Source organism: Rhodococcus globerulus NBRC 14531 (genome assembly GCF_001894805.1).
Classification (GTDB): domain Bacteria; phylum Actinomycetota; class Actinomycetes; order Mycobacteriales; family Mycobacteriaceae; genus Rhodococcus_F; species Rhodococcus_F globerula.
Map to the genome: position 1 here is coordinate 173,228 of NZ_BCWX01000001.1, position 18,142 is coordinate 191,369.

Annotated in this window: 19 protein-coding genes; 7 read left to right on the forward strand and 12 right to left on the reverse strand. The window is 63.1% G+C overall.

Going from position 1 to position 18,142, the window contains the following annotated elements:
* Window positions 1-70 precede the first annotated feature (70 nt).
* Genes RG2_RS00740 through RG2_RS00750 form a run of 3 tightly spaced genes read right to left on the reverse strand, consistent with a single transcriptional unit; the run spans window position 71 to window position 3,954 of the window.
* On the reverse strand, window positions 71-679 hold the full coding sequence (locus RG2_RS00740; protein ID WP_033231683.1) for a class I SAM-dependent methyltransferase: 609 nt from the start codon (window positions 677-679) through the stop codon (window positions 71-73).
* A gap of 21 nt (window positions 680-700) precedes the next feature.
* On the reverse strand, window positions 701-3,157 hold the full coding sequence (locus RG2_RS00745) for an ABC transporter permease (protein ID WP_230590006.1): 2,457 nt from the start codon (window positions 3,155-3,157) through the stop codon (window positions 701-703).
* A 2-nt stretch (window positions 3,158-3,159) separates the two neighbouring features.
* Window positions 3,160-3,954: an ABC transporter ATP-binding protein gene (locus tag RG2_RS00750; protein WP_033231681.1), complete on the reverse strand. Its 795-nt coding sequence runs from the start codon at window positions 3,952-3,954 to the stop codon at window positions 3,160-3,162.
* 109 nt (window positions 3,955-4,063) lie between these two features.
* On the opposite strand from RG2_RS00750, the gene RG2_RS00755 reads away from it, so the two are divergent.
* The 3 genes from RG2_RS00755 to RG2_RS00765 all read left to right on the forward strand — a co-directional run bounded on the left by RG2_RS00755 (window position 4,064) and on the right by RG2_RS00765 (window position 7,109).
* The gene (locus RG2_RS00755; RefSeq protein ID WP_080711609.1) at window positions 4,064-5,290 is read left to right on the forward strand and encodes a sensor histidine kinase; all 1,227 of its coding nucleotides are present in this window, start codon (window positions 4,064-4,066) and stop codon (window positions 5,288-5,290) included.
* The gene (locus RG2_RS00760; protein ID WP_033231679.1) at window positions 5,278-5,919 is read left to right on the forward strand and encodes a response regulator transcription factor; all 642 of its coding nucleotides are present in this window, start codon (window positions 5,278-5,280) and stop codon (window positions 5,917-5,919) included. The genes RG2_RS00755 and RG2_RS00760 overlap by 13 nt, the downstream gene beginning before the upstream one ends.
* Before the next feature lie 161 nt (window positions 5,920-6,080).
* Entirely contained in the window at window positions 6,081-7,109 is a 1,029-nt protein-coding gene (locus tag RG2_RS00765) for a beta-ketoacyl-ACP synthase III (protein ID WP_033231678.1), read from the forward strand.
* 66 nt (window positions 7,110-7,175) lie between these two features.
* Here RG2_RS00765 and RG2_RS00770 read toward each other — a convergent pair whose 3' ends face one another.
* From RG2_RS00770 to RG2_RS00780, 3 genes are all read right to left on the reverse strand, one after another.
* On the reverse strand, window positions 7,176-8,330 hold the full coding sequence (locus RG2_RS00770; RefSeq protein ID WP_033231677.1) for an alkaline phosphatase family protein: 1,155 nt from the start codon (window positions 8,328-8,330) through the stop codon (window positions 7,176-7,178).
* Window positions 8,331-8,459: 129 nt separating this feature from the next.
* Window positions 8,460-9,218: a VOC family protein gene (locus tag RG2_RS00775; protein WP_033231841.1), complete on the reverse strand. Its 759-nt coding sequence runs from the start codon at window positions 9,216-9,218 to the stop codon at window positions 8,460-8,462.
* A gap of 47 nt (window positions 9,219-9,265) precedes the next feature.
* The gene (locus tag RG2_RS00780) at window positions 9,266-10,420 is read right to left on the reverse strand and encodes a M20 family metallopeptidase (RefSeq protein WP_033231676.1); all 1,155 of its coding nucleotides are present in this window, start codon (window positions 10,418-10,420) and stop codon (window positions 9,266-9,268) included.
* 70 nt (window positions 10,421-10,490) lie between these two features.
* Here RG2_RS00780 and RG2_RS00785 point away from each other — a divergent pair, with 70 nt between their 5' ends.
* Window positions 10,491-11,501: an Lrp/AsnC family transcriptional regulator gene (locus RG2_RS00785; protein ID WP_033231675.1), complete on the forward strand. Its 1,011-nt coding sequence runs from the start codon at window positions 10,491-10,493 to the stop codon at window positions 11,499-11,501.
* On the opposite strand, the gene RG2_RS00790 is transcribed toward RG2_RS00785, so the two are convergent.
* A complete protein-coding gene (locus RG2_RS00790) occupies window positions 11,491-12,435 on the reverse strand; it encodes an alpha/beta fold hydrolase (protein WP_051730277.1) in 945 nt (314 codons plus the stop codon). The genes RG2_RS00785 and RG2_RS00790 overlap by 11 nt on opposite strands.
* Window positions 12,436-12,798: 363 nt before the next feature.
* Window positions 12,799-13,560, reverse strand: coding sequence for an SDR family NAD(P)-dependent oxidoreductase (locus tag RG2_RS00800; protein WP_033231674.1), 762 nt, complete (start codon window positions 13,558-13,560; stop codon window positions 12,799-12,801).
* Window positions 13,561-13,765: 205 nt separating this feature from the next.
* Here RG2_RS00800 and RG2_RS31665 point away from each other — a divergent pair, with 205 nt between their 5' ends.
* Window positions 13,766-13,912 carry a hypothetical protein gene (locus tag RG2_RS31665; RefSeq protein ID WP_155276676.1) on the forward strand — a complete coding sequence of 49 codons (147 nt, stop codon included), beginning with the start codon at window positions 13,766-13,768 and terminating at the stop codon, window positions 13,910-13,912.
* A gap of 96 nt (window positions 13,913-14,008) precedes the next feature.
* On the opposite strand, the gene RG2_RS00805 is transcribed toward RG2_RS31665, so the two are convergent.
* Window positions 14,009-14,830 carry a glycosyltransferase family 92 protein gene (locus tag RG2_RS00805; RefSeq protein WP_033231838.1) on the reverse strand — a complete coding sequence of 274 codons (822 nt, stop codon included), beginning with the start codon at window positions 14,828-14,830 and terminating at the stop codon, window positions 14,009-14,011.
* 93 nt (window positions 14,831-14,923) lie between these two features.
* On the opposite strand from RG2_RS00805, the gene RG2_RS00810 reads away from it, so the two are divergent.
* Both RG2_RS00810 and RG2_RS00815 read left to right on the forward strand, forming a co-directional pair.
* Complete coding sequence (locus RG2_RS00810) at window positions 14,924-16,156, forward strand: cytochrome P450 (RefSeq protein ID WP_033231673.1); 1,233 nt, start codon at window positions 14,924-14,926, stop codon at window positions 16,154-16,156.
* The gene (locus tag RG2_RS00815; protein WP_033231672.1) at window positions 16,153-16,701 is read left to right on the forward strand and encodes a TetR/AcrR family transcriptional regulator; all 549 of its coding nucleotides are present in this window, start codon (window positions 16,153-16,155) and stop codon (window positions 16,699-16,701) included. The genes RG2_RS00810 and RG2_RS00815 overlap by 4 nt, the downstream gene beginning before the upstream one ends.
* A gap of 10 nt (window positions 16,702-16,711) precedes the next feature.
* Here the strand turns inward: RG2_RS00815 and RG2_RS00820 are convergent, their stop codons facing one another.
* Genes RG2_RS00820 through RG2_RS00830 form a run of 3 tightly spaced genes read right to left on the reverse strand, consistent with a single transcriptional unit; the run spans window position 16,712 to window position 18,139 of the window.
* Window positions 16,712-17,092, reverse strand: coding sequence for an SdpI family protein (locus RG2_RS00820; RefSeq protein ID WP_033231671.1), 381 nt, complete (start codon window positions 17,090-17,092; stop codon window positions 16,712-16,714).
* Window positions 17,093-17,105: 13 nt separating this feature from the next.
* Window positions 17,106-17,726 (reverse strand): L-threonylcarbamoyladenylate synthase, encoded by a 621-nt coding sequence (locus tag RG2_RS00825; protein ID WP_033231670.1) that lies wholly within the window; start codon window positions 17,724-17,726, stop codon window positions 17,106-17,108.
* A 14-nt stretch (window positions 17,727-17,740) separates the two neighbouring features.
* Window positions 17,741-18,139, reverse strand: a complete 399-nt coding sequence (locus RG2_RS00830) for a MerR family transcriptional regulator (RefSeq protein ID WP_033231837.1) — start codon at window positions 18,137-18,139, stop codon at window positions 17,741-17,743.
* Window positions 18,140-18,142 lie beyond the last annotated feature (3 nt).

Genomic DNA, 18,142 nt, shown 5'->3' on the forward strand with positions numbered 1-18,142 from the left:
TCCAGCACTCCTAGTACCGCCCGAAGTTTATTACTCGTCGGTAACTTAATACATGTTACTAGTCGTTCTTTCAACTGCCAACATCGAATTTCCGTCCGATGACAAGTGCGTCGATCGCGATTCCCGTTTCGGTGTGTCTGTGCGGATTTCCGGCGATCTCGAAACTGAGCCGGTTTCCGAATTCTTCCATCAAATCCTCTGGCGTGTAGAGGATTTCGGGATCCTGTGGTCCGCCGACGCCGTAATCGACGTTGCTTCGGTCGTGACCCAAAATCATGAGGATTCCGTCAGGTTTCAGAGAATTTATGGCACGGTTCACAACCAACGTGCGCTGTGGTGCCGGCAGATGGAGGTACAGAACGAGCGCAAGATCGTAATTGTGGCCGTACTCGACCGTGGTGACGTCACCGCAGCGGTAGTCCAGTCGATCGACCACGGAGCGTGGGGATCGGGAGGCGATCGTGCGGGCCTTGTCGATCGCGACGGCCGAGTAGTCGATGCCGGTCACTTCCCAGCCTCGTGTTGCCAGCCACAACGCGTTGCGGCCCTCTCCGCAGGCCAGGTCCAATGCCTTGCCGTGGGGGAGGGCCGTCGCGTATTCCACCAGAAGCTCGTTCGGGGGAGCGCCCCAGACGAGTTCCGATCGTTCGTACTTCTTGTCCCAGTCGGCCGCGTCCATAAGTGACGACGGTAGTGGCACTCAGTTCTTGCGCAGTGCCGCCCGCGTCGGGACGGCGATCGACAGGAATCCCAAGGCGGCAGTGACGGCAACGATCGATCCGTAGACCGCCGGCGAGACGGTGGGTACCGGCGCGCCGGAGACGGCTATCGCGATCCCCACCAGTGGAGGTATGGCGATCAGCGTCCCGACCACAATGGCGATACCGACCACCATGACGGATTCGATCCGCATCATTGCGCGAACCTGACTGGTTCTGGCGCCCACGAGTTGCAGCAGGGCAAACTCTCGCGCGCGTTCCGCCGTGGCCGCGACCAAGGTGTTCACAACAGCGACAGCCAGATAACCGAGCAGAACCAGGACCGCGAGGATGCTCACCCAGGACTGCATCCGACGCTCGTCGGCGCCGGCGGCCCCGAACTGGTCCTGGTTCATTGCCGAGATAGAGGAGAAGGACTGCAGTGACTGCTGCACCTCATTGATGCGTCCAGGTTCGGCGCGCACCAGAACCGCGTCGATCAGCGCGTCGGTGGAGTGTGTCCGCAGCGTATCGACTGGCAGAGTGACGTCGCCGAAACCGAGTCCACGACCGTACTTCGCGACAACCAACGGATGTATCACCGTGCCGTCGCCGAGATGGAGATCGATGCGACCACCGACGCGGGCACCGAGGGCGAAGGCACCGTCGCTGCTCACGGCAACGGTGTCGTCGGTCAGATCGACCAAATCTCCCTCGATGACATCGAGGTCGAGAGTGGACGCGGCGTGAGCGGCGTCGATTCCTTGCGCGGAGATCGGGGTGACCGCTGCGCCGGCCTCGTCACCACTCGTCACCGGCAGGACCTGACTGCGGACGACGGGGTTGGCGGCGCTCACTCCCGGAATTGCCCTGACGGAATCGACGAGCGCGGGTGCGATGCCGGCCGGAGCGCCCACGATCAGATCTGCGGTCACTCCCTTGATCGACTGATCGGTTGCCTCCGCGGCGACGGTTGACTGGCTGAAGAACTGCACGGAGCCCAGGGCGATGGCCAGAGCGAGCGGCACGATGGCGGAGGAGAGCCGACGCGAGTGAGATTCGGCATTTGCGGCAGCCAGAACTCGCGGCGCTCGGGTGCTACGACGCAGTGGTCCGCCGACGGCCCGGATGATGGCGCGCACGAGCAGTGGGCCAAGCAAGGCGACGGAGAAGATCAGCAACAGCGCGCTGCTGCCCGCTCCGGCAGCTGCAGCCTCGCCGGGCAGGAACGCCGGGAGTGCGGACATACTCAGACCGAGGACGCCGAGCACGGCTCCGGTGACAATCCTGGGCCTACTCAATTCGGCTGGGCCGCGCTCGGATTCGCGCAGCGCCTCGGTAGGTTCGAGTTTTGCCGGGCGGCGGGCAGCCACCGCCGCTGCGCCCCGCGCGGTCAGAACGCAGATGACAAACGCGCTCAAAGCGGGAATCGGGCTGTATACCAAGGCAAAATCGGGAGGGATGACGCCGGCGCTCGCGAACTGTGCGCCCAGAACTTTCGCGAGCAGGAAGCCGGGGATCAGCCCGAGGGCGGCTGCGGCGGTAGCGACGAAGAGCACCTCGCGTCCGATCATCGTGTGAATCTGGCACGTGGTTGCGCCGATTGCGCGCAGCAGAGCAAATTCTCGACGGCGTGCGTTGATCGAGAGAGACAGCGTGCTGGACACGACAAACATGGCGACCATCAAAGCGAGACCCGCAAACGACGCGCAGAGCGCGATCAACTGGGTCCGCGCAGCACCGGCGTCGAGGAATTCGATGCCGCCACGCGCGGTGCCGGCCGAGATCTCAGCGTCGGTGCCGGACAGGGCCTCGCGGGCGAGAGCGGCCGCGTTCACGCCTTCGGGTGCGATCACACCGACGGCGGTGACCGAGCCGTGATGCGGCCACAACCGTTCGGCCTCCTGGTCTTCGAGGAAGACGAGTGCCGGACGGTCCGGTGATGCTTCCGAATCCGAATCGGCTGTGCCGACAACGGTGTACTCGTCCACTATCCCGCCGTGCGCCAGCGTGATTCGCTCACCGACGGCAGCGCCGGTGGTGGAGACAACTTCATTGCTGTTCTGCGGTGCGCGTCCTCCGGTCAGCGAATACGGTGCCAATTGCGCTGTACGCCAAGGATGTGCATCGAGTACGACGCCGTCGGCGGTGCTGACGGGGATGGAGATATCGGGAACGACGGTGGCATCGAGTGCATCGAGCTTGTGAACCACATCGCTATCGAGCAGAACCCGCTCGGCAAAGGGCTGATCGGCGTCTTCCTTGACCGCCAATGCCTGCGGCGCACTGACGACGGCATCGGCTCCGGCATACAGGTGCGGCGAGACTCCACCTCGCACTCCCGATTCCAGCAGAATGCCCAACGCGCAGGTGAGGAGGGCGGCGCAGAACACGGATACGAATACGGCGATGAAGCCGGAGCGATGTGCCTTCAGATGGGCAACGGTATGAGCTTTCACGGTCACCAGTCCCCGAGGTGCGTCATGCGCTCGGCGACCTGCGCCGGAGTGGGCCGGTCGATGTGCCCGACCAGTTTTCCGTCGGCCAGAAACAGCACTCGGTCGGCATACGACGCGGCAACGGGATCGTGGGTGACCATGACAACGGTCTGATCGAACTCGGCAGCGGTGTGGCGCAGAAGTTCCAAAACCTGCTTCGCGCTGCGTGAGTCGAGCGCGCCGGTGGGTTCGTCGGCAAAAAGCGCGTCGGGTCGAGTGGCGAGTGCTCGGGCGATGGCAACTCGTTGTTGTTGTCCGCCGGACAGTTCGGCGGGTGCGCGATTGCGCAACGCACCGAGTCCGACGGCCTCCAGAACGAAGGTCAGATAGTTTTTGTCGGCGGTGCGTCCGGCGAGGAGTAGGGGGAGTGTGACGTTCTGTTGCACGGTCAGCGCGCCGAGCAGGTTGTACGCCTGGAAGACAAAACCGACATGATCGCGTCGGAAGATGCTGCGGGCCTTCGGCTTCAGTCGTGACATGTCGGTGCCGCCCAGCCAGGTCGATCCGCTGGTCGGGCTGTCGAGACCGGCAGCGCAGTGCAGGAAGGTGCTCTTGCCGGAACCGGACGGGCCCATGACCGCGGTGAACGTGCTGCGGGGCAGGGTGAGGCTGACATTGTCGAGAGCAGTGACGCCGCCGCCCTTGCCGTAGACCTTGCCGTAGACCTTGCCGTAGACCTTGCTGACTCCCTCGAGACGAACAGCCGCAGTGGTCGCCGTCGGTGCCGGGGGATTGAGGGCCGCGTGTCGATTCTTCATGAAATAGACGCTAGGGAGATTCGGCGCGTCCCGACATCCTGCAGAGTCCCGAATCAATGGTGTAGCCAGCTGTAGTGGATCTGCGCGGTGAGTGCGGCATGCTGGGACGGTGAAGCAGAGGTTTCGGGCAGTGCGCTACGTGCTTGTCGAGGGTTGCGCCGGCGTGGTGTCCCTGGCTTTGGTGATAGCGGGCATGGTCCTGCTCTCGCTGTCGGTGCTGATCGTGGGGTGGGCGCTGGTTCCGTCGTACGTGCGTGTGTTGCGGTGGTGGGCGGATCTTGCCCGTGCTCGTTCGGCTCGCTACTCGGGTTCTGCTGTTCCCCATCGCTATCCGCCCATGCCGACCAATCCGGGGATCGGGGATCTGCGTCGACTGCTCACCGAACGGTCGACGCGACGCGACGGTGGCTGGTTGGTGCTCCATGCGATGGGAGCACCCGTTGCCGGACTTCTCACCGTCGCGTTGCCACTGGGCGCGCTCAATACCTTTGCGGTTCCGTTCTATTGGCAGGCGATGCCCGCCGACGAGCCGGTGTCCAATCCTTATCCCGTGACGTCGTGGTGGGGCGCGGCCGGCATGCCCGTCATCGGTGCCCTGTATTTGTTGTTGGCGTGGTGGCTGATTCCGGCGATGGCGCGGTGGCTCGCTCTGTTGGCGTCGTCTCTCCTTGCGGATGATGCCCGGGCGGATTTGTCGCGGCGGGTGAGCGAATTGACCGCAAGTCGTGCGGCGGCGTTGGACGCACACTCGGCAGAACTCAAACGTATCGAGCGGGATCTGCATGACGGTGCCCAGAATCGTCTGGTGGCGGTGGTGATGATGCTGGGAATGGCCGAGCGGGCCCTGGCGAACAATCCGGATCAGGCGCTTCCGCAGGTGCATCGGGCACAGGCAGCGGCCACGGAAGCGCTGAGCGAGCTACGGGCGCTTGTTCACGACATCTACCCGCCGATTCTCGACGAACTCGGTCTGGACGGTGCGGTGTCCGCTCTTGCAGGACGTTCAACCGTGCCCTGTGTGCTCGAGATCGAGAACCTACGACGCGCTCCGGCCGCGGTGGAGGCCGCTGCCTACTTCGTGGTGGCCGAGGCGCTGACCAACGTCGCCAAACACAGTGGAGCACACGCCGTCACTGTGCGAGCGGCCACGAAATCCGATCCTGAGACCATGACAATCGATGTTCTCGACAACGGACACGGCGGCGCGAGCGAGCGCCTCGGGGGCGGTCTCGCCGGCATCAGGCGTCGGGTCGAAGCATTCGAGGGAACTGTGGTCCTGGACAGTCCGGCCGGTGGGCCGACAACGATGAGGGTGGAACTGCCGTGCGGATACTGATTGCCGAGGACGATGCTTTGCTGCGTGAGGGACTGGCGCTGCTGTTGCGCGGGGAGGGCTACGAGGTCGTCGCGGTGCCGGACGCGGACCAGTTCCTGTCGGTGTTCGAGGAAACGGCCCCAGACGCCGGTGTCCTGGACGTGCGGATGCCGCCCACATTCACCAACGAGGGTCTGCGGGCCGCGATAGAGGTTCGCAAGGCACGGCCAGGCTTCCCCGTTCTGGTCCTCTCGGCGTACGTGGAGGACCGCTACGCCGGTGAGCTGCTCGCGGGTGGCGCAGGCGGTGTGGGATACCTCCTGAAGGAACGTGTCGGCAAGGTCGCCGAATTTGTCGACGCTCTCGAGCGGGTGATCGGCGGCGGAACCGTCATGGATCCCGAGGTGGTATCCCAACTGATGAGCCGTCGTCGCGCCGACGATCCCATTCGCGCACTCACTCCGCGGGAATCGGAAGTGCTCGGTTTAATGGCAGAAGGGTTGGGAAATCAGGAAATCGCGCAGAAACTGGTTGTCAGCGACACTGCTGTGAGCAAGCACATAGGAAATATCTTCGCGAAGCTCGGCCTGTCGACTTCCCAAAGCGGACATCGTCGGGTTCTGGCTGTTCTAGCCCATTTGCGGGCTTGACCGAACATCTGGACGGCGGACGCGCCGCAAGCGTAATGTGAGCCAGCCTCATGTTGTTGTCGTAACCTAACGGTGACCTGAGAGGCGTGGGCGTATGTCCGCTACGTAACGTGTGATCTCGGAAACGAGTCAAGCACCTGAAGCAACGAGGAGATCGATCAATGGGTAAGCCGATTGCCAGTGTGGCCGGAGGTCGGCAGTCCGTCCTTCTCGGGCTCGGCGTTCACCGCCCTGAGCGGGTTGTGACCAACGACGAGATCTGCGAGACGATCGATTCCACGGACGAGTGGATTCAGACCCGCACAGGCATCAAGTCGCGCCGCTTTGCCGGCGACGGCGAAGGCGTCGTCGCGATGTCTCTCGGTGCCGCACGTGGCGCCCTGGCTGCCAGTGGCATCGCTCCCGAGCAGATCGGCGCTGTCATCATCGCCACCTCCACCTACGACCTGCAGACGCCGCAGGCCGCATCGGTGATCGCTCACGAACTCGGTATGAACGGTCCGGCCGCATTCGACCTGGCTGCCGGCTGTGCCGGATTCAGCACCGCACTCGGTGTCGCCAACGACCTGATCCGCGGCGGAACTGCCGACTACGCACTTGTCGTCGGCGTCGACCGTATGAGTGACACCACCGAGCCGACCGACCGCAGTGTGCGCTTCATCTTCGGCGACGGCGCCGGCGCCGTCATCGTCGGTGTCAGTGACACCGTGGGAATCGGCCCCGTCGAGTGGGGTTCGGACGGAAGTCAGTCCGACGCCATCAAGCAGGAGCCGAGCTGGCTCGAGTTCATCGAGAAGCCCGAAGGCGCTCGGCCGTGGATCAAGATGGCCGGCACGGCCGTATTCCGTTGGGCTGCTTTCGAAATGGGCAAGGTTGCCACGCGCACGCTCGAGAAGTCGGGTCTGACCATCGATGACATCGACGCGTTTGTGCCGCACCAGGCCAACCAGCGCATCAACGAGGTCATCGCGCGCAGCATGAAGCTGCCCGAGGGATTCCCGGTCTCCAACGACATTGCCGAGACGGGCAACACGTCCGCAGCTTCGGTGCCGCTGGCCATGGAGCAGATGCTCCGCGACGGCCAGGTCAAGCCGGGCGACAAGGCCCTGTTGGTCGGCTTCGGTGCCGGACTGTCCTACGCCGGCCAGGTTGTCATCCTGCCGCCGCTCGGAACTGATCCGAACGCCTGATCTTCCTCACAGACGAGAGCCCGCGAACCGAACAGGTTCGCGGGCTCTCGTTATGTTTGGTTCGGCTCAGCGGGTCGGCGACGACAGTAGTGGGATCAGTAGTTCGTCCGGTGTGAGGGCGCCGTGCTGACCGGGCAGCCCGGCCAAGCCTGATTCCACCGAGCGGCGCACCACAGCAACATCGTCGGTGGCGATGGCGATGACGTCGCCGATTCGCCCGTGAAACGCGGAATGTACTGAGGGGCCGAATAATCCGGCGACAATGCCCTCGGCCCGTGTGCCGATCCACATCCGGTCGCCGAGTTCGGCTCGCCACCGCGCAGCCACGTCGGCTGCCGCACCTTCGCGGGTGTGGATGTGCCGGCAGCGTGGTTCGCCGGCGAGCGCGAGGACGTCTTTGGACAGGACCGGCGAGTTGTCGTAGTCGATCTTGTTCGCGTCGGTGATCTCGACCATTCCGTGGTCGGCGGTCACGATCAGAGTCACGTCCGGACCGAGAGCAGCGGCGAGTTGTTCGACAACACGATCGACCAGTGACAGTTGCTGGAGCCACGGCTCCGATTCAGGTCCGTACACATGCCCGAGGGCGTCGATCTCGCTGATATAGCAATACGTGAACGTGCGCTCCGCGGATTTTGCGACGGCAACCGTGCGAGCCACCAGATCGCCGTACGCCTGAATGCCGGCAAAAGCTGCACCGCGCATGCCCGCGCGAGTAAGTCCGCTGCCGTCGAACTTGGACGGGACAACCGTCGTCACAGTGATGCCTGCGGCCTGGGCCCGGTCGAACGTCGTGGCTTCCGGTTGAAGAACCTCGGGGACGATCGAATCGGCGTACGACTCTTTTTTCCCGGTGGGATGCCATCCGAGCCAGTTGAACACCGCATCGGCTTCCTCGACGTACGACTGGTAGCCGGTAATGCCGTGCGCGCCTGACGGGAGGCCGGTTCCCAGGGACACGATGCTGGTGGCCGTCGTCGTGGGAAATCCGGCGCGGATGGGGGAGCCCACCCAAGAGTTCAGGTACGGGGCATGCTCGGCATTGCGCGCCAGGAGATTGGCTCCCATACCGTCGACCAGCAAGATCACCGTTCTCTTGCTGGGTGGCAGATTCAGTCGATTGGCCTCGCCGGCAACTCCCAGCGAGGCGAGAATTGACGGCGCAAGGGTCGACAGTGTCGGTTGTGAGTACACATCGAGGAGAGGTGCGGGGGCGGGCATCCCATGAGATTAGGCGGTGAACGCCGAAAACTGCATACCTTCTGGGCATGCGTTCAAATTGGGGGCGAAGCCCCCGTGCGCCTTTTTGGTAGTCGGCGCTACCGGAAAGGCGCACAGGGCCGCAGGCCCTCAGCCCACGATGGTCGAAATACGGAACGCCGCCCCTAGTGGATCTGCGACACCCGCCAGGCGTCCGAACGGGGTGTCCTCAGGGGCCGCGATGACGCTGCCACCGAACTCGACGACCTTTGCGACCGCGGCATCGGTGTCGTCGGCGCCGAAGTACACCTGCCAGAACGACGGCACCTCCGTCGGCAGGAACGAACTGGCATCCATGACGCCGGCAATCGCGGGGCCGCCCAGCTTGGCCTGTGAATAGCGGAACTCGTCCGTGTCACCCATCGACTCGAACTGCCAGCCGAACACATCCGCGTAGAACGGCAGAGCCGCCGTGTAATTCTTCGACATCGTCTCGTGCCATACCGGAGCGCCGGGAACTCCGACCACACCGAATCCCTCATGCTGATCGGGCTGCCAGATTCCGATCACCGCACCGGCCGGATCGCCGACAATCGCCATGCTCCCCTGATCGCCGACCTGCATGGACGGCATCATGATCGTGCCGCCGGCAGCCTCCGCTTTGGCGGCCGAGGCAGCCGCGTCGGAGGACGAGATATAGGTGGTCCAGATGTTGCCGTACGGATTGCCCTCCTGCTGGGGGCCGAGACCGGCAATGGGCTGCCCGTCCTTGCTGAAGATGGCGTATCCGCCGTACTGCGGATCGTCGTTGCCGTCGACCTGCCAGCCGAACACGTTGGTGTAGAAGTTCTTCGCGACCTCGGTGTCCGAACTGGTGAGGTCGATCCAACAGGGAGTTCCGTCGAGCATGAGTTCCTCCTGGGCGTCGTTGTGGTGGTTGACGCTACCGAAAAGACTCACGGGGCGGCAGGTCCTTCAAGGAGCCGGGCACGCACCTCCGCATCCGTTGCACAGTCGATCGCCGTCCACGCCAGTCCCAGCGCGCCGTCCAGGACGGCTTTGTCGCCGGTCTCGGAGCGGCAGTACGCAGTGAACTCGGGCTGGTGATTGCCGGCGCCGTTGCATTCGATTCCGATGATGGGATGGATGGTGGGGATGCGGTGCGAGACATTGCCCATGTCCGTCGATCCGGCTGCCGGACCGTTGTAATCGAAGAACGTGCGACCGAGAGCCTCGAGGTTCTCCTGGTAGAGAACGCTCAACTGCTGATCCCACCGTGACTCCGCGTACGCGGGCGACGGTGACGTCATCGCGATGTCGCAACCCGTCGCGATGGCACCGGCGGTGAAGCACTGCTCCACCTTGGGCTGGGCTGCCTCGACGCCGCCCAGCGTTTCGGCTCGGACGGCGTACGTCCCGTGTGAACTACCGGGAATGACATTGGGTGCGACACCGGCGTCGCTGACGTAGCCGTGAACTTGAACGTCCTTCGGAAGATGCTGTCGCAGTAAACCGATGCTCACCTGGGCGACGGTGAACGCGTCGGCCGCGTTGACGGCGCCGACGGCAAACGACGCGTGCGAGGACACTCCGGTGTACTCGACGTCGAGGTGCGAGATGGCAAGCATGTTGGGGGCGCGCAGGTCTCCCGCGCCGGGGTGCACCATCATGGCGCAGTGCAGTGAATCGAAGATGCCCTCCTCGAGCATGACGACCTTTCCGCCGCCACCCTCTTCGGCGGGAGTTCCGAAGACGGCCACGGTGATTCCCAATTCGTCGGCCAACGGTGCGAGGAGCAATCCCGCGGTCACAGCGGCAGAGGCGATGATGTTGTGCCCGCAGGCATGTCCGATGTCCGGGAGCGCGTCGTACTCGGCAAACAGTCCGATCACGAGTTCGCCGTTGCCGTACGTAGCGGCGAGTGCGGTCGGGAGTCCGGCAACACCGCGCTCGACCGCAAAACCGGCACCCTCGAGCATGTCCGCGACGGCGGCCGACGCGTTGTATTCGGCAAACGCGAGTTCGGGATCTTCATGGATCTGGTGACTCAGTGCCAGTGCGGCATCGGAGATGGTGTCGAGGTGCTTGGCCGCGCGATCTTTTGTCGTCATCGTCTGAGACTGCGTTCGCGCTGGGATCTGCGGACCAAAATGCAGTATTTGTGTACTAATTTATCTCTTCATGCAGGATTCGATAGTTTTGGACGAGATCGATCTGCGAATCGTCCACGCGATGCAGGTACAGCCGCGCGCACCGTGGGCGTTGATCGGCAGCGTTGTCGGGGTTGATCCGGTGACCGCTGCGCGTCGGTGGAGATCTCTCACCGACTCGGGCACTGCCTGGATAGCGGCGTACCCGGCTGCCGACGCGGGATCGGTGTTGGCATTCCTCGACATCCGGTGCGAACCTCGATCACGCAAACGGATCGTCGACGAACTCGTGGCGCACGCGCATGTGATGAGCGTGAACGTTCACTCGGGTGGTTGCGCAGTCATGGCGGAAGCGTTGTTTGTCGGCACAGATGCGCTGGCTCGATACGTACTCGACGATCTGCAACTTCAGGACGGGGTGACCGACGTCGTGGTGCATCCTGTCACCAGGGTATTCACCGAGGGAAGCCGTTGGCGGCTGGGCACTCTCGAACCGTCCGGTGTTCGGACGTTGCGTGAATCAGGGGTGGCACCGCCGCCACTCGGCCGCCGACATCCGTTGGACCGGGCAACGGTCGCCGTGATCGACGTTCTCGGACGCAGACCGCGCGTGTCGGTGACCGAACTGGCTCATGAACTCGAGATCAGCACCTCGACGGCTCGTCGACGGCTGGGCCGCGCCCTGTCGCAGCACACTCTGTTGCGTTGTGAATTGGCGAGATTCGCGACGGGGCGGCCGATCCGGGTACTGTTCACGGCTCGGATTCCAGTGCTCGATGCGGAGCGTGCGGCGCGAATCCTACGGGCCCGGACGGAGATTCGTCTTGTTGTCGCCGTTGCCGGATCGAACAACCTCTTCTTTGCCGGGTGGTTTCGCGCACTGCCTGACCTCGCGGCACTCGAAGCGGACTTGGCTGCCCGGGCGCCGACGCTCGAAGTGGTGGACCGGCGAGTTGTTCTGGACACGCCAAAACTGATGGGGCACTTGCTCGATCGGGACGGCCGATCCATGGGTGTGGTTCCGGTGAGTGTCAGGTCGTGATCAGGCTCGTGTGCGAGAGCCAGGCCAGGACATGACGGTTGAACTCGTCGGGTAATTCCAGCTGGGGAGTGTGCCCGGTGTCGCCGAGGATGATCGTGGTCCAGTGCGGATGTGCTGCGGCGGCAGATCGTGCCGCCGCTACCGAGACGAGGCGATCGCGCTCGCCGTGCAGCAGGAGGGTGGGAGCACTGATGTCGCGCAATGCTTTTCGATACTTCTGTGGACGGGCCAACACGGTGAGCAGTGATCGTGCAGCTTGCAGGAAGTCTGCATCCTGAGTGGCGAATTCGCGCCTGATCTTCGCCAGGGCCGCGCCTGCTGTAGCCACCTCGGAGTCGGCGCGGGCTGGGTCGACGAAGCAGAGGTTGGTCATCTGCGTCGCCAACTGCTCGTCCGTCATCGTCCGTCGGCCAAGGCTCATTGCCCGTTCCCCCACATAGGGCAGCGCGTACACGAGGAATTGGGCAGCGATAACGGGGTCGGGGATCCGAATCGGTAGCGGCAGTGCCGGGTCGACCAATACCAGGCCGGCCACCGAATCAGGGCGGGCGGCGGTAGCGAGGGCAGATACCATTCCGCCCATCGAGTTGCCGAACAGAATGACCGGTTTCCCGACAACGTTGTCGATAAACCGGTTCAGGAGTGCAGCATTTGCCTGAATGTGTGTAGTGCGACCGAGAGCCTGTGTGAGGCCGAAGCCGGGCAGATCCACCGCGTAGACACGGGCGTGATTCGCCAGCGTGGGCGCCACCCGGACCCAGTTCAAATGCGAGCCGCCAAGTCCGTGAACCAGGACGATAGGTGTCGAGTCTTCCGGTCCACCGAAGTCTACCCAGTGCATGTCCCCGTCGAGGTCGGCGATGTTGCTGATTCCGCCCCACGGGGCACTGAGCGCAGTGTCGACGGCTTCCACGGCGGAACGGGGCAAAGTCATCCCTCCAGAATGCCCTGTATTTGTTGATCGTGTGAGTGCCCTGTGCCGTCGATCACGCAGTGTTGTAGCGGCGCCGAACGCCACTGGTCTATTGGACTGTGGCAGAAACGGTTTCGCAGTTGTCCGGTTTGCCCGATCTCATTTGGGTGCTTGTCACCGCAGACGCACCGTCCGGCATACTGGCAGCCATGTGGTGGATGGTCGGGTTAATCATTCTGACTGTTCTGAGCCTGTCGTCCGCTTTGGTGGCATTTGTATTTCACCGATCAACGGCTGAGGACAGGACATTGCTGGGTGATCGTAGTAAAAGCACAGTCGAACGGCCCTGAATCGGTAATCGATCCAGGGCCGTCCACAGTTCTGTCACCCCCAGCGGGACTGTCCACCGTCGAGCGGGATTGTGGCACCGGTCAGGTAGCCGGCGTCGGGTCCGACGAGGAACGCGACGGCAGTGCCGATGTCGTTTTCACAGTCACCGATGCGGCGCATCGGAATGCTGGCAACGAAGGCCGCTGCTTCCTCGGGGCGAGCCTCGGCCCACCGCTGCAAACCGGGCGACGACGCGTGTGGGGCGACAGCAAGAACACGAATCCCGTCCACACCCCACTCGCAGGCTGCTGCTCGCGTGAGCGCACGCACGGACTCCTTGACGGCCGCGTACCCGCCGTAGCCGCTGGCGTCCCAACGAACGGCCACCGAGCTGACCATGTTGATGATCGCGCCGCCGCCACGGGCCTTCATCGACGGGTAGCACGCCTGCATCGTGCGCAGAGTTGCCACGGGCCCGGACTCGAGTCCGGCAGCCAGCTTCTCGGGCGTCAGATCCAGAATGTTGCCCAAGGGGTTCAGGCTCGCGTTGTTGACGAGGATGTCGACGCCGCCGAACAGTTCGACGGTTCGGTCAACAGCAGCGGTGATTGAGTCTCCGTCGCTGACATCGGCCAGCACCGGCTCGGCGCGGCCACCACGGTCGGCGATTTCCTTGCACGTGTCCACGAGCTTCGATTCGGTGCGACCGACAACTGCAATGGACGCACCTTCCTTGGCCAGGGCAAATGCGACTCCCTGCCCAACACCTTGGCCAGCGCCTGTGATGAGCGCCACTTTTCCGTCCAATTTGCCCACTGTTGTTCTCCTGCTCGTCATTTAGCGGTCCCCGAATGGTTGCCTCCTCCGCGCAGTATTTCTCCTGGCTTCTTACTGGTCGGGATGTGATTTGCATCCCACTCAGTGGAACCGCTTTTAAAATCGGTCGTCTTACAGCTAGTGTGAGCGCCGTTACATACCCGGCGTGGGGCACACGCACACATTCCATGATGAGGAGATTGAAATGCCAACCACAGGTAGCATTGACGCCGATACCGCTAAGTTGCTCGGCGACCTGGCTAAGTACGCTTCGCCCATCGCAGGCCTCATCGGCGGCGTCGGCGCGATCCTCGGCCTCGCCGGACTGATCAACGCCGGCACCGGCTCCTGATCTGTTTCTGATCTGAATCTCCGGCCCGCGAACTGGCAACAGGTCGCGGGCCGGAGGTCTATCTACCGTTCCAATATCTGTGTCTTGCAGACACATTCATTGGAAGCGGGCCTGCGGAACTTCCAGACTTTCGGCAGTGTCCGGCCGGGTGTAATTCTCCTTCGGCGTGAGGTCGAGGACTGCCTCGCTGCCGCGGTAGTGACGGAACCAGAAGAGCGAGCGGTCCGGTGTGATGCGGGTGTCTTCCCCCGTGGTTTTCCAGTACCAGTGAATGTCGGCGTCGAGAACTTCCGACAGGCGAACGATGTTCTTGCAGCCGTACTCTTGCAGCCCTTGGCATGTGAGGCTTCGCAGTTCGCGTGGTTCGCCGCGGCTGGTCCAGCGTGATTCGTAGACCAGTGCGTCGAGTTGGATGCGGTGGCAGTCCTGTTCCGATGCAGCGTGCAGTAGGTCGTCCCAGTTCAATCCCGGTGCGTGCTGGAGGTATTCGTCGGCGTCGATGAAGGCGCTCCAGGCGACAGTAGTGCGAAATCTCGTGATGTAGTCGACGTATGCCTCGACCTGGCCGTGCACTATCCGGCCTTCCGCATTCCGGGGTTGCCATTCGACGACCGTGACCGGGAGGCCCTGCAGTTCGCGGCGAAATGCTGCTTGAACGTCACTGTCGGACAGTGTTTCGGTGTACGCGCCGTAGGAGTTTCCGCGCTTGTCGACGCTTCCTCCGTGCCACCGGTTCAGGCTGAATGCGCTGCTGCGCCGCGACGATCCAACGGAGCCGGTGTTGTCGTACAACACGATGTCCCATCCCTGTTCGATGTGGTGCACGCACCAATCGCGGATGAAGGGCAGGTGTTCGCGGGGGAGGAGGACTGCGACAACGGTGCGGGTCTTGCTGCTGGAACTGTGCTCCGTGCTCATGGCAACACGATAATGCGGCGGATGCATCCCATGAGCACCAAGCATTGAACACCAAGCATTGACATAATCGTGATTCTGTCTCATAGTCGAGGCATGACGTCATCTGTGTCACACTTGCCACGGTTTGTTCCGTCGACCGGGGAATCCTGGCGATCGCCCTGGGCGATGTACGACGCCTTGCGTGAGTACGACCCCGTTCATCATGTGGTCCCCGAGGCGCCCGGTGACGACTATTGGGTTCTCACGCGCCACGAGGATGTCTACAACGCAGCGCGGGATTACCAGACGTACTCGTCCGCCAAGGGTCTGACCACCGTCTACGGCGAGCTGGAACAGATAGGTATGCAGGACAATCCGCCTTTTGTGATGCAGGATCCGCCGGCTCAGTCGGAGTTTCGCCGCATGGTCTCCAAGGGATTCACGCCCCGCCAGGTGTCTGCCGTCGAGCCGATGGTTCGGGAGTTTGTGGTCGAGCGCATCGAGGCACTGAAAGCTCGCGGCGGCGGTGACATCGTCGTCGAACTTTTCAAGCCACTGCCGTCGATGGTTGTTGCGCACTACCTGGGGGTTCCGGAATCCGATCGCGACCAGTTCGACGGGTGGACGGAGGCGATCGTTGCGGCCAATTCTGCCGGGGGTGCGCTCGCCGCAGCAACAACGGCGCAGGCCGCGACCGGTGAGTTGATGATGTACTTCGCGTCGTTGGTCGAGCGACGCAAGGTGGAACCGGGCGACGATACGATCTCACACCTTCTGGCGGCAGGACTCGGCGAGGAGGGGGACATCAGTGGTTTGCTGTCGATCCTGGGATTTGCGTTCACCATGGTGGCAGGCGGAAACGACACCACAACAGGGATGTTGGGCGGTTCGGTGGCGATGCTGACCGAGCGAGTCGACCAGCGTCAGCTTCTGATCGACGATCCGGAACTGATCACCGACGCGGTCGAGGAACTGTTGCGACTCACGTCGCCGGTGCAGGGTCTTGCTCGAACCGTCACCCGCGATGTGAGCTTGGGCGGCAAGACTATTCCGGCCGGGCGCAAGGTGCTGTTGATGTACGGAGCAGCTAATCGTGACCCGTCGAAGTACGGCCCCGATGCCGGTGAACTCGATGTGCTGCGCAAACCGCAGAAGATCTTGACGTTCAGTCACGGAGCACATCACTGTCTGGGTGCGTCGGCTGCTCGTATGCAAGCACGAGTTGCGTTGGAAGAGTTGCTGGCTCGCATTCCCGACTTCCACGTCGACATCGACGCGATGACCTACGCACCGGGAAACTACGTCCGCCGTCCGCTGACGGCTCCGCTGTCGGTGAACGCGTCGTGAGCAGCGACTGGCTGGGGGACGGCCGGGCCATTGCTGCTGCCGAGAAGATTCTCGACAGCGCGGCATTGTTGTTTGTCGAGAAGGGCGTAGGCGCGGTGGGAATGGCTGAGATAGCCTCTGCTGCAGGTTGTTCCCGGGCCACTCTGTACCGCTATTTCGAGAATCGGCAGGCCCTGCACGTTGCGTTTGTTCACCGTGAGGCTCGCACGCTGGGTGCTGCCATTGCCACGACTGTTGCGCCGATCACCGATCCGCGCGAGCGACTCGAAACGGCGATTCTCTCGGCGGTGGCCGCGGTGCGCAGTACCCCGACCCTGGCGGTGTGGTTTTTGCCGGGCGATGCGAGTCTGGCCGGTGAGCTTGCGAATTCGTCGGAGGTCATCAACGGATTGGGCGCCGCGTTCCTCGGCAGCAGTGCCGACGCGGCTCAGGCGAAGTGGACGGTACGAGTCATTCTCTCGCTCCTCATGGTGCCTGGCGTCGACGCGCGTGACGAGCGGGCTCTGGTGAAGGCGTTTGTTGCCAGTGTCCTGATTCCCACCTAGGAGAGCGGATTCAGTTGCGGCACTGAATTTCTCGCGCGACCCTGTTGCCGGTCAGTGCGGCAGCCAGGATCGCGACCGTCACCGCGGCAAACACGACTGCGGCCGCCGTCGCAGAAGCAGCAGTCCCGACGCCGATCGTGATGGCGATGCCAAGCTGAACAGCAAAGCCGGCCAGCGCAATCCATGTTGCCCGCCGCAGCCCTGGGCGGGCGGCTTGATGGGCCTGCTGCCAAGCTTCGGGGCTCGACATGGTTGCTTTGGTGCGTATTCCCATCACGGAGTTCGGCTCGTCGCCGGGAAACTTCGCGATCAGCGATGCAACGGCCACCAGGGTTATGGTGCCGATCGACAATCCGAGTACAGCGCCGACCAGATCCTGAGATTGCGACATGAAATCGAAGCGCTTACTCGAAACGTGACGGGTCGCCGCCGCCGACGCGGACAACCTCCGGTGCACCGGACGAGAAGTCGACGACAGTTGTCGGTTCGGTGCCACAATCGCCCGAGTCGATAACGGCGTCGAGCTGGTTGTCGAGTTCTTCCTTGATCAGCCAACCATCCGTCATGGGTTCTTCTGCACCGGGCAATATCAGGGTGCTCGAGAGCAGCGGTTCGCCGAGTTCGTGCAAAAGGGCACGCACTACCGGATGGTTCGGGATTCGCACGCCGACGGTTTTCTTCTTCGGATGTGCAAGGCGCCGCGGCACTTCCTTGGTTGCGGGCAGGATGAACGTGTATTGCCCTGGCGTGGCAGCTTTTACAGCGCGAAACGCGGCGTTGTTCACATGCACGAAGTGGCCGAGCTGTGAGAAGTCCGCGCACACCAAGGTGAAATGGTGATCGGAGCGCAGCGCCCTGATGTCGCGAATCCGATCGACGCCACCGTGGTTGTCCATCCGGCTGCCCAAGGCGTAGCAGGAATCTGTCGGGTACGCGATGAGGGCATCGTCCCGAAGCATTGCGACGATCTGGCTGATCGCACGCGGCTGCGGGTCGTGCGGGTGGACATCGAAGTATCTGGCCATGTGTCCAGCCTAGTTCAGGGACGCAGCTGTGCCGGGAACTCTGCCGAAATCGGTGCTGCGAGCACTGCCGTCAACTCCTCGGCGTAGGCAAGCTGTTTGCGCAGGTGGTTGCAGCTGTCCTCGGCGCGCGTATGGCAGGCCGAGATGAATTCGGTTGCCGTGGTCCGCGATAGGGGATCAGCGGCGTCGTCGGCCAGGATCGACAAGGATTCGAGCAGCTGTTTCATCTCGTCCAGGGTGAATCCGAGTGGCTTCATCCGCCGAATCACGAGCAGGCGTTCGACGTCGGATTCGGTGTAGAGCCGGAAACCCCCGCCGCTGCGCTCGGATGGCGTCACCAACCCGACATCGTCGTAGTGGCGAATGGTTTTGATCGACAATTCGGTGCGCTCGGCAACCTGGCCGATCCTCATGGG

Bases quoted from the DNA above. Each gene is read 5' to 3' on its own strand.
- RG2_RS00765 (WP_033231678.1), top strand. From the start codon at position 6,081: ATGGGTAAGCCGATTGCCAGTGTGGCCGGAGGTCGGCAGTCCGTCCTT.
- RG2_RS00750 (WP_033231681.1), bottom strand. From the start codon at position 3,954: ATGAAGAATCGACACGCGGCCCTCAATCCCCCGGCACCGACGGCGACC.
- RG2_RS00780 (WP_033231676.1), bottom strand. From the start codon at position 10,420: ATGACGACAAAAGATCGCGCGGCCAAGCACCTCGACACCATCTCCGAT.
- RG2_RS00775 (WP_033231841.1), bottom strand. From the start codon at position 9,218: ATGCTCGACGGAACTCCCTGTTGGATCGACCTCACCAGTTCGGACACC.
- RG2_RS00740 (WP_033231683.1), bottom strand. From the start codon at position 679: ATGGACGCGGCCGACTGGGACAAGAAGTACGAACGATCGGAACTCGTC.
- RG2_RS31665 (WP_155276676.1), top strand. From the start codon at position 13,766: ATGCCAACCACAGGTAGCATTGACGCCGATACCGCTAAGTTGCTCGGC.
- RG2_RS00790 (WP_051730277.1), bottom strand. From the start codon at position 12,435: ATGACTTTGCCCCGTTCCGCCGTGGAAGCCGTCGACACTGCGCTCAGT.
- RG2_RS00785 (WP_033231675.1), top strand. From the start codon at position 10,491: ATGCAGGATTCGATAGTTTTGGACGAGATCGATCTGCGAATCGTCCAC.
- RG2_RS00770 (WP_033231677.1), bottom strand. From the start codon at position 8,330: ATGCCCGCCCCCGCACCTCTCCTCGATGTGTACTCACAACCGACACTG.
- RG2_RS00825 (WP_033231670.1), bottom strand. From the start codon at position 17,726: ATGGCCAGATACTTCGATGTCCACCCGCACGACCCGCAGCCGCGTGCG.
- RG2_RS00810 (WP_033231673.1), top strand. From the start codon at position 14,924: ATGACGTCATCTGTGTCACACTTGCCACGGTTTGTTCCGTCGACCGGG.
- RG2_RS00830 (WP_033231837.1), bottom strand. From the start codon at position 18,139: ATGAGGATCGGCCAGGTTGCCGAGCGCACCGAATTGTCGATCAAAACC.
- RG2_RS00805 (WP_033231838.1), bottom strand. From the start codon at position 14,830: ATGAGCACGGAGCACAGTTCCAGCAGCAAGACCCGCACCGTTGTCGCA.
- RG2_RS00820 (WP_033231671.1), bottom strand. From the start codon at position 17,092: ATGTCGCAATCTCAGGATCTGGTCGGCGCTGTACTCGGATTGTCGATC.